Below are 12,405 nucleotides of genomic sequence, written 5' to 3' on the forward strand. Positions count from 1 at the left end.
CCGCGTTCAGAAGGCGCGGCCCTGTCCGCCGTCCACCGGAAGCGTGGCGCCCGTCACCCACCGGGCGCGCTCCGAGCAGAGGAAGACGACCACGTCCGCCACCTCCTCGGGGGTACCGAAGCGGCCCCAGGGCAGCTCGTTGCGCACCATCCGTGCGACCTTCTCCGGGTCCGCCTTCTGGCGTTTGTCCCAGCTTCCGCCCGGGAAGAGGATGGAGCCGGGGGCCACGCCGTTGACGCGGATGTGGTGGCGCGCCAGGTCCACGGCCATCTCCTTGGTGAGCGCCGTCAGGCCCGCCTTGGCCGTGGTGTAGGGGGCGCTGGTGGCGTACTCGCGGCCGTAGATGGAGTTGATGTGGATGATGCAGCCGCCGCTGTTGGCGCGCATGACCTCCACGGCGGCCTGGCTGCACCACACCGCGGACAGGAGGTTGCCGTGGAGCACGGTGGACCACTGCTCGGCGGTGGCCATGTCGAACGCGCCCGCGCCGCCGCTGCCGCCCACGTTGTTGACCAGGATGTCCAGCGAGCCGAACGCCTCCACCGCCGCGTCCACCGCCGCCTTCGCGCCCTCCTTCGTGGCCACGTCCGCGACGACGGTGGTGATGCTCGCGCCCGAGGAGCGCAGCTCCTTCGCGGTGGCCTCCAGGGCGTCCGCGCCGCGAGCGCTCAGGCACACCCGAGCGCCCTCCTTGGCGAGCGTCGCCGCGATGGCTCGACCGATTCCCCGGCTGCTCCCCGTCACGAGGGCCGCCTTGCCTTTGAGCTCCAGGTTCATGGGCCCGCGTTCTACTTCAGGGCACATGGGGGGAATGGGACGGAGTGTGGGGGTTGCCCGACATTCGACGGCCGGGTCCGGTTACCGGGGGTTCACCGGCCGGGGTGTGAGGGCCTGGATGGCGAGCCACTCCACGGCCTCCTCCCAGAGAGAGGCGCGGGAGCCCTCGCGGAAGAAGCCGAAGTGGCCGATGGGGTGGCCCGCCTGCTTGGGCGTCACCCGGCGGTGGTCGACGAGCGCGTCCGCGTAGAAGCCCAGCAGGTGCTCCACGGCATCCTTCGAGGCGATGGGGTCGTCGGAGAAGCTGTAGGCCCGCACGGGCAGGTAGAGCGACGCGTAGGACTCGCGGCGGGGCTCGCCGCCCTCGCTCAGGAGGTAGTTGGGGTCCAGGCACCAGCGGGCCCACTGGCGGGCCACGCCCGCGGGCAGGTCCTCCACGGTGCCGGCCCAGCCGGGCAGCCTGCCGAAGGCGCGGGTGAGGGCGGGCGTCAGCACGCGCCAGTTGAGGGCCATGCGCAGCCGCTGGGGGAAGAGCTTGTAGTAGCCGGAGCCGGCGGCGATGGTGAGCAGCGCGGAGACCTCGCGAGCGTTCTCGGCGAGGCCGAGCAGCTGGCCTCCCACGCTGTGGCCGACGAGCAGGAGCCTGCGGCCGGGGAAGCGCTCGCGCACGGCGGCGATGGCGCCCGCGAGGTCCTGGCGTCCCCAGTCCTCCAGGGTGGCCTCGAAGCCCTCGAGCTTCTCGGGGCGGGAGCCGCCGATGCCGCGGTAGTCGAAGGTGATGGTGGGGAAGCCGCGCCGGGCGAGGAAGGCGGCGAAGCGCGCGTAGTAGCGCTGGCGGGCGCCGGTCGCGCTGCTGATGAGCACCACCGCGCCCACCTCCGCGCCCTCGTGGGGGAAGAGGGCGGCGGACAGCGGGTAGCCGTCCAGGGCCTGGAGGCGGAAGGGGACTCCGGTGCTCGGGCCGGTGTCCGCCACCGTCAGTCGCTCCTCCTGGGGGAGGCCGCGCACCGCGGGGCCCGCGTCCTGTTCCAGCACCGGCGCATGAGCCATGGACATGATGTTCTCCTGTGTTTCATGCGGCGCCTGCCTGGGCGTCCGCTGATTCGTCCTGTCCGAGATAGCGCTGGAAGTGCTGCGGGAATGCAGGGCTTTGCTGCACCATTGCAGGCATGGATATGCGATGGGACGACCTGCGCTACCTGCTCTCCGTGGCGCGCCAGGGCTCGCTCGCCGGGGCGGCGCGGGAGCTGCGCGTCGATGCGACCACGGTGGGGCGCAGGTTGACGGCGCTGGAGAAGGCGCTCGGGACGCGGCTGGTGCTGCGGGGCTCGCGCACGCTGGGGCTGACCGAGGACGCCGAGGCGGTGGTGGCGCGTGCGAGGGAGATGGAGGACTCGCTGCGCTCGCTGCATGACGCCGTGTCGGCGGAGGCGAGGGTGGAGGGGACGGTGCGCATCGCGGCGACGGAGCACCTGGCGCAGGCGTTGTTCGCCGCGCACCTGGGCGTGCTGCATGCGCGTCATCCGGGGTTGAACGTGGAGCTGTTGGTGGGGACGGAGCTGGTGGACCTCCAGCGGGGGGACGCGGACATGGCGCTGCGGTTGGTGCCGCCGCGAGGGGACGCGCTGGTGGTGCGCAAGGTGGGCGAGATGGCGTTCTCGATGTACGCGTCTCGAGGCTACCTGCGGCGACACGGCGCGCCCCGGCCCGGGGACTTCAAGGGACACACGGTGCTCGTGTACCGGACGGGGCTGACGTCGGGCGAGGAGTCCGAGGAGCTCAAGCGGGTGACGGCGGGAGGGCGTCGGTTGCTGCAGAGCAACAGCACGTCGGCGCTGCGCGAGGCCGCGGCGGCGGGGCTGGGCGTGGCGTTGCTGCCGTGTCTCACGGGCGGGCGTGATGTGCGGCTGACGCGCGTGGGCGCGGAGGTGCTGGCCAAGCGGCCGTTGTGGCTGACGTTCCACAAGGATTTGCAGCGGAGCCTGCGCGTGCGGGCCACGGCGGACTGGGTGGCGGAGGTGTGCCGGCGCGAGAAGGCGGGCCTGTCCGGCACGGAGTCGCGCGGGCGCTGAGCGACGAGGTCAGGAGCGTGGCTTGTTCGGAGCATCATCGTGCGGACGCGCCGAGTCATGAGACGCGGAGCGCACGCTGCCAGGGCATGTAGCGGAGCTCCACTCGCGAGGGACAGTGATGTGCGGAGGCTCAGTGCGCGAGCGAGCGGCCCCGTCCCGAGGGCGCGGTATCGAGTCCTCGTTCGCGCCACTTGTGGGCACGGCGAATGGCAGGGTGCCCCCATGCATCCGCTGGGAGCAGGTGACACCCTCTGCTCGCGGTCGAGCGCTGACTCACCGGACCTCTTCGTCGAGGAGGCTCGACGACTGTGGGGGTCGGCTGACGAGCCTGCCTAGACCGCGAGGAGCCGTGAGACCTTCAGCAGCATGGCGGGGATGAGGTCAGTCCACATGCATGCCGCGAGATAGCTCCCCGCGGCGCCCAGGTAGCAGAGGCTCTGCGAGGTCGCGTTGTCCTTGTCGCGCTGAACGGCGCTGAGCCCGGCCGGGAGCGCTGCGCCGAAGCCGACGACGTACCACAACAGCCACCACGCCTCGGGGCGAGTCTCCAGCGATGCCTTGACGGCTCCCGCGAGAATCAACCCTTGGACCGAGCAGAGGATGAACAACACGCTGGTGATGACGACATTCTCCGTCCGCCTCGCGGCCTCGGAGGTGGCGGCGTCACCGTCATGCCCGCGCGCGGCCTTCCGCGAACGAGCCGAGGCCGCCAGCGCGAAGGCGACGAAGCACAGCCCCACCGCATAGGAGTAGAGGACGTCGAACAGGTACGCCTTGAGGGTGAACCAGAGAAACGACATGGGTCTCCGCCAAGGGTTTCGTGAGGAGACGTCGGAGTCTCTGGGAGCATCCATCGAGGAACACCGCACCGTGGGAGGGCCCGGTGCTCGAGGGCACCGGGCCTGCCCCACCGTGAGGCTCACTTCACGTGGAAGCGGGCCTCCGAGGGGCTCGCGCCGCCCGAGCGCTGCACGCCGCGCCCGGGGTTCGCGGCCAGGTGCTGGAGCACCTTGAACACCGTCTCCACCTCGTCCGGCTGGCCGATGTCCGCCGCGAGCTGCTCCGCCGAGCGCGCCTCCGCCTTGGCCTCCTTCAGCCGCGCCGTGAGCTTCTTCTGGATGTCCAGCACGCTGGTCGCGGCCTTCTTGCCCGCCTCGACGCCCGGCTGGTGGTACGCGTTGATGTGCACCAGGCTCGCGTACAGGCCCACCGCGCGCTCGTAGAGCGCGATGAGCGCCCCCACCGTGCGCGCGCTCACGTCCGGCACCGTCAGGGTGATGGACTCGCGGCCCTTCTCGTACAGCGCGCGGCGCGTGCCCAGGAAGAAGCCCAGCAGGTAGTCGCCGCTGGTGATGCCGCCCTCCACCTCCATCGACTCACCGTCCCGGTCCTTGAGGACCTCGATGAACGTGGCGAAGAAGTTCGGCACCCCCTCGCGCAGCTGCTGCACGTACGCATGCTGGTCCGTGGAGCCCTTGTTCCCGTAGACGGCGATGCCCTGGTTCACCACCTTGCCGTCCAGGTCCTTCTCCTTGCCCAGCGACTCCATCACCAGCTGCTGGAGGTAGCGCGACATCAGGAGCAGGCGGTCCTTGTACGGCAGGATGACCATGTCCTTCACGCCGCGCCCGTCGCCCGCGTGGAACCACATCAGCGCGAGCAGCGCCGCCGGGTTCTTCAGCGCGTCGCGCTGCCGCGTCGCCACGTCCATCTCCCGCGCGCCCGCGAGCATCCCGTCGATGTCCAACCCCTGCAGCCGCGCCGGTAACAGGCCCACCGCCGACATCACCGACGTGCGCCCGCCAACCCAGTCCCACATCGGGAACATGCGCAGCCAGCCCTGCTTCCTCGCGTGCTGGTCCAGCTCACTGCCCGCGCCCGTGACGGCCACCGCGTGCTTGCTGAAGTCGAGCCCCTGCGCCTGATAGCCACGCTCGGCCTCCAGCATGCCGTTGCGCGTCTCCTTGGTGCCGCCCGACTTGCTGATGACCACCGTCAGCGTCTCGGCGAGCTTGCTGCCCAGCTGCCCCAGCACCCGGTCCATCCCGTCCGGGTCCGTGTTGTCGAAGAACGACACCTGCATCTTGTCGTCCCGCGACGTCAGCGCGTCCGCCACCAGCTGCGGCCCGAGCGCCGAGCCGCCGATGCCCACCAGCAGCAGGTGCGTGAAGCGCGCCGCCTTCTGCGGCTTGAGCTTCCCCTCGTGCACGTCCCGGGCGAAGGCGTGCACCGCGGCCACCGTGTCGGTGATGTCCTTCGACAGCGCGGGCTCCGGGGCCAGCTCCGGCGCGCGCAGCCAGTAGTGCCCCACGCGGCGGTTCTCGTCCGGGTTCGCGATGGCGCCCTTCTCCAGCGCCTCCATCTGGCTGAAGGCCTCCTCCAGCCGAGGCCGCATCCGCTCCAGGAAGTCCGCCGCGAACCCCATGCGCGAGACGTCGAGGGAGAACCCCAGCGACGGGACGACGCTCAGATAACGCTGGTACCGCTCCCACAGCTCACGCTCGGTCATGGCTCCTCCTGGGGGCTCGCGCGAAGAAAAAGTGCCAGGTGGCTTAGCGCCTCCGAGCGGCCGTGGGAAGCCGAATGGGCCCCGGCCTCAGGCCGAGGGGCTCACTGTCTCCGGTTCCGAACTCGGCGGACCTTGTCGCGGCGTGGAGGAGTCCGCTGGCTTCCATGCGGGGTTGCGGAAGATGTAGCTCAGCCGCTGCCGCAGCGAGCCCCGCTTCGCCGCGTCCTTCGCGATGGAGGCGAACTCGTGGAACGCGATGCGCACCGGGTTGAACGTCTTCAGGTTCTTGGTGAGGCCGTAGACGGGCTTCTCACCCTCCGGCTCGAAGGTGCCGAACAGCCGGTCCCAGATGATGAGGATGCCCGCGTAGTTCTTGTCGAGGTAGCGCGGGTTGGCCGCGTGGTGCACGCGGTGGTGCGACGGCGTGTTGAGCACCCACTCGAGCGGCCGCGGCAGCCGGCCGATGGCCTCCGTGTGAATCCAGTACTGGTACAGCAGGCTCACTGACTGCTGGACGACAATCATCACCGGCGAGAAGCCCAGCAGCGCCAGCGGCGCCCAGAACACCCAGCTCGTCGGAGGCGTCCACGTCTGCCGCAGCGCCGTCGTCAGGTTGTAGTGCTGGCTGGAGTGGTGCACCACGTGTGATGCCCAGAAGAAGCGGCTCTCGTGGTGGACGCGGTGGAACCAGTAGTAGCAGAGGTCGTCCGCGAAGAAGAGGAGCACCCACGCGAGCACGCCCGTGCCCATGCGCAGCGGCGTCAGCTGGTACAGCGCCAGGTAGCCCGCGAAGGCCACGCCCTTCCACACCACGTTGATGAACACGTTGCCCAGCCCCATGGAGAGGCTGGCGAGCGAGTCCTTCCACGTGTGCCCCACCAGGGCGGCGTTCTCCTCGCGCAGCTTCTTCACCCAGAAGAACTCGGCCACCACCGTCAGGATGAACACGGGAATGGCGGGTGCGATGAGGTCGGGGATGTGCGTGGCGTCCATGGGACACCTCCTTCAATGAAGCTCAGGACCTGGGGCGTGGGCGCGCTCGTTGCGGTGTCGGAGGAGAGAAGGCGCTGCGCATGAAGCGGGTGAGGGCATCCAGCATGCCGCGGTGGGCCGGGTCGTTCGGACGGGCACTGCCGCCCACGGCCGCGCCCTGCACGGCGTCCAGCGCCAGCTCCACCACCGCGTGGAACTCCGGAGACGAGGACGCCACGTCGGGGAACAGCTCGCGCGCCACCCGGTGCATGTTCTCGCGGTGGGGACCGTCCACGGCGGCGAGCGCCACGCGCAGCTCCGCGTCCGTGCGCGCCGCTACGTACAGCTCGATGGCCGCCTGCAGCTCCGGTCGCTGGTACGCCGCCCACAACATGTCCACCGCCGAGGCGATGCGGTCCTTGCCCGGGGGCCGCGCGCCCACGCCGGCGAGGTAGTCCTGGATGAGTCGGGGGAAGAGGTGCTCCACCGCCGCGGCGAGCAGCTCCTCCTTCGTGTCGAAGTGCGTGAAGAGGGCGCCCTGGGAGACGCCCGCTCGCTTCGCCACCTCCACCGTCGTCAGCCGGGCGTGACCCAGCTCCACCAACGTCTCGATGGTCGCGTCCAGCAGCTTGCGCCGCGTCGTCTCGCGCCGCTCCTGCTGCGTGCGCCGCACGGGGCGCGCCGCCTTGCGATCCGGGGTGGGGGGCTTGGGGGCCATCGTCACGCCAAGCATAACGCCGGACTTAATGAGTGACCAGTCACTAAGTTCATGAGCCCTGGGCGGGCGCGTGCGAGAGGGTGATCCACGCGGCCACTCCCGCCGAGACGGTGAGACATGCGCCGACCTTCGTCGCAAGCGTGCCCTGCTCGGGGCTTTTCGCGGCGGGACCTCGGGCGGGCGAGCAGACAGGTGCACGTCCGCCATGGCGCGATTCGTCCTCGTAGGAAGTGGGTCATGGCCCAGCGGCCGGGCAGGCGAGCCCGAGAGGCCCTGGTGATAGTCCTCGCGGGTTCGAGATAATTCGTCTGGGAAATACCCCAGGCACTTGTCTCCGTTGTCCGCCGGCCCGATATGAACCTTTCCTCCGCTCTCCTTGTCGGCTCCCTCCTGGCGTCCGCGCCAGCGGCTTCCAACTCGATGGCCTCTCCGGCGGCAGACCTGCCGGAAGTGGGCGTCCCGTTTGCCTGTGGCCGCATCCACACGGTGAGCCAGGGACACGACACGGGCAGTCACCAGCACAACGACACGTTCGCCTGGGACTTCCGCATGCCGGACGGCACGCCCATCGTCGCGGCGCGTGACGGGGTCGTGCGGCTGGCCCGCGGTGACAGCACGAAGGGTGGCTGCGACGAGAAGTTCGCGCCCTACGCCAACTACGTCGTCATCTCGCACGGTGACGGGCTGGAGACGCAGTACCTCCACTTCAGCGCGGTGGTGGTGAAGCCCGGCGAGAGCGTGAAGGAGGGGCAGCTCATCGGCTTCTCCGGCTCCACCGGCTGGGCGTGCGGCGCGCACCTGCACTTCAAGGTGGCGCGCGAGGTGGGCAAGGGTTGGAACAACCCGTCCGTGCCCGCGCGCATCGCTGGCTACGGGGACCCGGTGCGCGACACGCGCGTGGCCGCGCCCATCTGCCGCGAGTCCGGTCGCGACACGCTCATGGCCACGACGGACGGCACGCACACGCCGGGCCAGCCCGTGGTGTCCATGTCACCGGAGCGCGAGGATTCGCCGCGCGGCCTCCCGCCCGGGGCGAAGGCCATCATCGACGGCCTCTCCCAGCCGCCGGCCCAGGGTGGCCAGGGTCTCGACGAAGCGCGCGCGCCCGCCCGAGCCCGCACGGCGAGCGGCCCCAGCGAGACTCGCTGAGGCCAGCAGCGCGCCCGCTCCGGCGAGCAGCGCGAAGAGGGCTCCCGCGTTGACGAAGTAGTCCAACGGCAACAGGGGGCCCTCCACGTAGGCCCGCACCACGCGGTAGCCCACGTGTCCGAGCAGCACCAGCAAGGGCAGGTTGATGAGTGGCAGCACCAGCCACCGCGCGGTGCGCCACCATCCCGCCACCGCCTCCCCCACGCCCGTGGTGACGGTGTAGCGCCACGCGGACGCCCGCGCCGCGCGCACCTCGTCGAGCAGCACGTCCAGCTCCGGTACGCCGAGCACCGAGGGCTCCAGGCCTCCGGCCCGCGCGATGCTGCGCGCCTCCGCCAGCGCGGTGCGCGCCGCGGACTCCACGCCGAAGTCGTCCTCGAAGGGCTCCACCACGGTGCTCTCCGCGGCGCGTGCGCGCGTGTGGCCTCGCACCGCGTCCACCACGGTGGAGGCCGCCGCCACCGCGAGCCCCGCGGGCAGGCTCGCGCGTCCCACCAGCGCCGCCGCGCCCAGTCCGCTCGCGCCCCACAGGGACAGCCGGAGGCCCCACGCCGCGGGCCCCCAGAAGCGTCCACCGGCCTGTCGTCGCACCTCCGCGGCCAGGTGGCCATGCGCGAGCTTGAGGCGTGAGTCGAAGTCCTCGCGCAGGCCCTCGGAGGCCTTCTCCATCCCGGAGCCCAGGGCCGTGCGCGTGCGTCCGAGCAGGGTTTCCGTCTCCTCGAGCGCGGCCTTCACGCGCGAGGACACCTCCTCCAGCGCGCCCATCGCGTTGCCGCGTCGCACGCGCGCGGCGATGGCCTGGGTGGCGAGTCCCCGGAGGTGGAAGAGGAGCGGGCCGAACTCGCCGGACACGTCGCGGCCGTCCTTCGCCGCCTGCGCGCTGATGGCGAACACGGGGACGTCCTGGGGCGAAAGGCCGTACTGCTCCGAGGCGACGCGGCGCACCTGGGCCTTGAGCGTCTCGCGCGACTCGGCGGACAGCTCGTCGGCGAAGTTGAGGATGAACACGAGCGCGCGGCGGCGGGCGAACTCGGTGAGGAACTGGACCTGGGTGGCCTCCGCCACGCTGCCCCGGTGCATCACCACCAGCGCCACGTCCGCGCGCTCCAGCGCCGCGCTTGCGACGTCGCGATGCGTGGTGGCCACGCTGTTGAGGTCGGGTGTGTCGATGAACACCTGTCCGCCCCAGAGCGCCTGGGGGCCGGGCAGGTAGCGGGTGACGCGGGCGCCGGACTGGGCCAGCGAGTCGGCCGCGGCGCCCTCGGGGGCGAACACGGTGGCGACGGTGCTGGTGGGGCGGTCCACGCCCTCGCGCGAGAGGGGCTGGCCCGCGAGCGCGTTGAGGAGGGTGGACTTGCCGGCGCCGGTGGCGCCCACGAGCGCCACGGCGAGCGGGGCGTCCCGGTTCGCCACGCCGCGCGCGTAGTCGTCCACGAGCCGCTCCAAGCGCGCCGCATGCGGCTGGAGGGCTGGCAGTTCCAGGGCGGTCCGCAAGAGGGACCGGAGGGCTTCGGGCTCGGGCAGGCTCGTCTCGTCCACGGGGAGGGACAGCCTGTCCTGCCCGTGTCCCGGGGGCCAGCGCGAATGTCGTCGGACGTGCGCCAGCGTTCAGTGCGCGCCGGTGGCCTTGTGCACGGCGGTGCCGGAGCGGGGCGCTCTCTCGGAGGGAGGGTCCGCCCTGGCCGCTTCCCGAGACCAGCACGAATGTCGCCGGGCCTGCGCCTGCGTTCGGTGTGCGCCGGTGGCCTTGTGCGTGGCGGTGCAGGAGCCGGGCGCTCTCGGGTAGAACCAGGGGGCATGGAACTCTTCCTCATGTCGCCGCCGGGACGTGGCTGGGCACTGCGAGGACGCAACAACTTCCGCAGCCGCGAGGCGCCGCAGGTGGACGCGCGCAAGGCCCGCCGCGAGTGGCTGGCCCTGGCGCGAGCCATCGAGGCCCGCGGCGGCACGGTGGTGGCGCTGACCTCGCCGTCGGAGCTGCTCACGGGCATGCCCTACGCGGCGGAGTGTGGACAGGTGGTGGCGCGCGAGGGACGTGCACCCTGGTTCGTGTTGCCCCGGATGATGAGCGAGCACCGGCGCGCGGAGCGTGAGCACTGGGCCTCGCTGGCCAGGCGCATGGGCTTCGAGGTGGTGGACCCGGGCGTGGGCATCTGGGAGGCGCACGGAGATGTGGCGCACTTCGACGGTGTCACGCTCCTGTTCTGGGGCGGACGCACGACGCTCGAAGGGCTGGAGGCCGCGGCGCGCTGGTTCCCAGGGGAGGTGGTGCGCGTGCAGGTCCGCGAGCCCGCGTTCCACGGCAACATGGCGTTGCTGCCGCTGCCCGCGGTGGACCGGATGCTGGTGTGCCCGGAGGTCATCGCGCCCGAGTCCTTCGCCCGATTGCGTGAGCGCTTCGGTGACGCGCGGCTGCTCGTGGTGACGGAGGACGAGATTCGTCGCTACGCCACGAATGGACTGCCGCTGGGGCGGGAGCTGCTCGCGCCCTCGGTGGTGCCCGGGTCGGTGCGTGCCCGACTGGAGGCGCTGGGGATGCGGGTGGTGTCGCTCGACATGGGGGAGCTCTGCGAGAAGGGCGGTGGCTCCTCGCGCTGTCTCGTGTCGCGAGCGGTGGTGGAGGATGGGGCGGTGAGCATTCCGGACGAGGCCCGCCTGGCGGCCGTGGCGAGGGACATCGAAGCCGATGCGTGACACCGAGGCCTTGACGCGACAGGCGGAGGCCTTCTTCTCCGCGCACCCGGGCGTATCGCTCCTGGCGCTGGGCGCGGGTGAGCACGCCGAGTCGATGGACCTGTCTCCGTTGGGATTGCCGGCGACGTACCTGCCAGCGGAGCGCAACCTGTCGCTGGCGGCGCAGTACCTCGCGCTGAATCAGTTCGCGTTTGGGGGCATCGGCGTGCCGCGCTGGGTGCTGTCGGACCTGTACCTGATGCCGGGAGCGATTGGACTGCTGCGCTGTCCGGCGAGGATGCTGAAGCTGGAGGCGCGCGCGCATCTGGGGCTGGAGGACGAGGACCCGGCCATCGGCGCGGCGTACTACGCGGCGCCCTCGGTGACGCCGGGGCTGTTCATCGGCGTGTCGCTGTTGAGCTTCCTGCCGGGGACGGGCGCGGGCGCGTGGGTGAAGACGCTGACGTTGAGCATGTTGCGCGCGAAGCGGCTGCGCGGCGTGGCCCAGTGGGACAACCCGAGCGTCCGCGTCCACTCACGACTGGGGCCGTTGCGGCTGGTGGGCCGGGTCCCCGGAGGACACGAGTACGGGGAGCGGACGTTCGTCTACGAGACGGACCTGTCCGACGGCGCGCGCGTGGCGGAGGCGATGGCGCGTCGGCTGTCGCTGCCGCACTCGCGTCGAATCGCCGTCACGGACCTGGCGGAGCTGAGTGAGCTGCTCGACCGCGCCGAGGCGGGCGAGCAGCTCTACCTGGTGCCTCCGGGGGTTCAAGACGGCCATGTCCTGGTGAGCGAGGACGTGACCTGAGTGACTCCGCCGTGCTCACGGTGAGGGCGCGGCGGGGGCGTCCATGTCCTCCTGGAGTGCTCGACGGAGCGCGCTCGCGCCGTCCTTCAGGATGGGCTCGCCGTGCGCGAAGCAGAGGACGTCCACGGTGAGGTGGTCGAGGATGCGCTGGACGCTCTGCCGTGTGCGCAGGGGTTCATCCTGATATTCGCTGGGGACGAACTCGGGCGTGCCCTGGCTGTCGTGGGTCAGCAAATCCGAGATGAAGGCGACACCGCGAGGATGCTTCTGCATCCACAGCGTGAACATGGCCACGGCGGGTCCAGGCGTGTGGAAGGGGAGCAGTCCGCCCGGCAGCGTGTCTCCGGCCACGTAGATGAAGTCGGGCTTGTCCTCCAGCCCGTACGCGTTCTCCGGGGCCCACACCGGCGCGCCGAACGCCTTCCGGAATCGCCACGCGGAGCGCTGATGGTTCCCCGCCGTCAGGATGATGGCGGTGACATCGCCGAGCTCGCGCAGCTTCGCCTCGTCGATGGGCAGCGGGTCGATGAGGATGACGGAGCCATCCACGTCCACCACGGCGTAGGCATCGCTGCGCGTGCCGCCGATGCGGTTGTCGGTCACGGTCCAGTGGTGGATGCCCGGCACCAGCTCGACCAGTCGCTTCGCCTTCCCCTTCGGCTCACTCATTCGGTGAAGCTAGGCACCCCCCGGCGATGTCCAGGGGGCACCAGGTCTTCCCGCT

11 protein-coding genes and 1 pseudogene are annotated in these 12,405 nt (G+C 71.1%); 4 read left to right on the forward strand and 8 right to left on the reverse strand.

The window, feature by feature from the left end:
• Positions 1-6: 6 nt before the first annotated feature.
• Together K8640_RS26230 and K8640_RS26235 are read right to left on the reverse strand one after the other, a co-directional pair.
• The gene (locus K8640_RS26230; RefSeq protein ID WP_223749569.1) at positions 7-777 is read right to left on the reverse strand and encodes an SDR family NAD(P)-dependent oxidoreductase; all 771 of its coding nucleotides are present in this window, start codon (positions 775-777) and stop codon (positions 7-9) included.
• Between the two features lie 81 nt (positions 778-858).
• Positions 859-1,833: an alpha/beta fold hydrolase gene (locus tag K8640_RS26235; RefSeq protein ID WP_223749570.1), complete on the reverse strand. Its 975-nt coding sequence runs from the start codon at positions 1,831-1,833 to the stop codon at positions 859-861.
• A gap of 113 nt (positions 1,834-1,946) precedes the next feature.
• Here K8640_RS26235 and K8640_RS26240 point away from each other — a divergent pair, with 113 nt between their 5' ends.
• Positions 1,947-2,849, forward strand: coding sequence for a LysR family transcriptional regulator (locus K8640_RS26240; RefSeq protein ID WP_223749571.1), 903 nt, complete (start codon positions 1,947-1,949; stop codon positions 2,847-2,849).
• Between the two features lie 332 nt (positions 2,850-3,181).
• On the opposite strand, the gene K8640_RS26245 is transcribed toward K8640_RS26240, so the two are convergent.
• The 4 genes from K8640_RS26245 to K8640_RS26260 all read right to left on the reverse strand — a co-directional run bounded on the left by K8640_RS26245 (position 3,182) and on the right by K8640_RS26260 (position 7,048).
• Positions 3,182-3,649, reverse strand: coding sequence for a hypothetical protein (locus K8640_RS26245; protein WP_141325709.1), 468 nt, complete (start codon positions 3,647-3,649; stop codon positions 3,182-3,184).
• 119 nt (positions 3,650-3,768) lie between these two features.
• Positions 3,769-5,358, reverse strand: a complete 1,590-nt coding sequence (locus K8640_RS26250) for a glucose-6-phosphate isomerase (RefSeq protein WP_223749572.1) — start codon at positions 5,356-5,358, stop codon at positions 3,769-3,771.
• A gap of 87 nt (positions 5,359-5,445) precedes the next feature.
• The gene (locus K8640_RS26255; RefSeq protein WP_223749573.1) at positions 5,446-6,351 is read right to left on the reverse strand and encodes a sterol desaturase family protein; all 906 of its coding nucleotides are present in this window, start codon (positions 6,349-6,351) and stop codon (positions 5,446-5,448) included.
• Positions 6,352-6,373: 22 nt separating this feature from the next.
• A complete protein-coding gene (locus K8640_RS26260; RefSeq protein WP_223749574.1) occupies positions 6,374-7,048 on the reverse strand; it encodes a TetR/AcrR family transcriptional regulator in 675 nt (224 codons plus the stop codon).
• A 549-nt stretch (positions 7,049-7,597) separates the two neighbouring features.
• Between K8640_RS26260 and K8640_RS26265 the strand changes: the two are divergent.
• Positions 7,598-7,855 (forward strand): annotated as a pseudogene (locus tag K8640_RS26265) (M23 family metallopeptidase); the annotation flags it as partial.
• 183 nt (positions 7,856-8,038) lie between these two features.
• Here K8640_RS26265 and K8640_RS26270 read toward each other — a convergent pair.
• Positions 8,039-9,736, reverse strand: coding sequence for a GTPase (locus tag K8640_RS26270; protein ID WP_223749575.1), 1,698 nt, complete (start codon positions 9,734-9,736; stop codon positions 8,039-8,041).
• A gap of 258 nt (positions 9,737-9,994) precedes the next feature.
• Between K8640_RS26270 and K8640_RS26275 the strand changes: the two genes are divergently transcribed.
• Both K8640_RS26275 and K8640_RS26280 read left to right on the forward strand, forming a co-directional pair.
• Positions 9,995-10,891: a dimethylarginine dimethylaminohydrolase family protein gene (locus K8640_RS26275; RefSeq protein ID WP_223749576.1), complete on the forward strand. Its 897-nt coding sequence runs from the start codon at positions 9,995-9,997 to the stop codon at positions 10,889-10,891.
• Complete coding sequence (locus K8640_RS26280; RefSeq protein WP_223749577.1) at positions 10,884-11,681, forward strand: hypothetical protein; 798 nt, start codon at positions 10,884-10,886, stop codon at positions 11,679-11,681. Before K8640_RS26275 ends, K8640_RS26280 begins: the two co-directional genes overlap by 8 nt.
• 15 nt (positions 11,682-11,696) lie before the next feature.
• Here K8640_RS26280 and K8640_RS26285 read toward each other — a convergent pair whose 3' ends face one another.
• On the reverse strand, positions 11,697-12,350 hold the full coding sequence (locus K8640_RS26285; protein WP_141325702.1) for an MBL fold metallo-hydrolase: 654 nt from the start codon (positions 12,348-12,350) through the stop codon (positions 11,697-11,699).
• Positions 12,351-12,405 lie beyond the last annotated feature (55 nt).

The sequence above is a fragment of the Myxococcus sp. XM-1-1-1 genome (assembly GCF_020037095.1).
Taxonomy (GTDB): Bacteria; Myxococcota; Myxococcia; order Myxococcales; family Myxococcaceae; genus Myxococcus; species Myxococcus fulvus.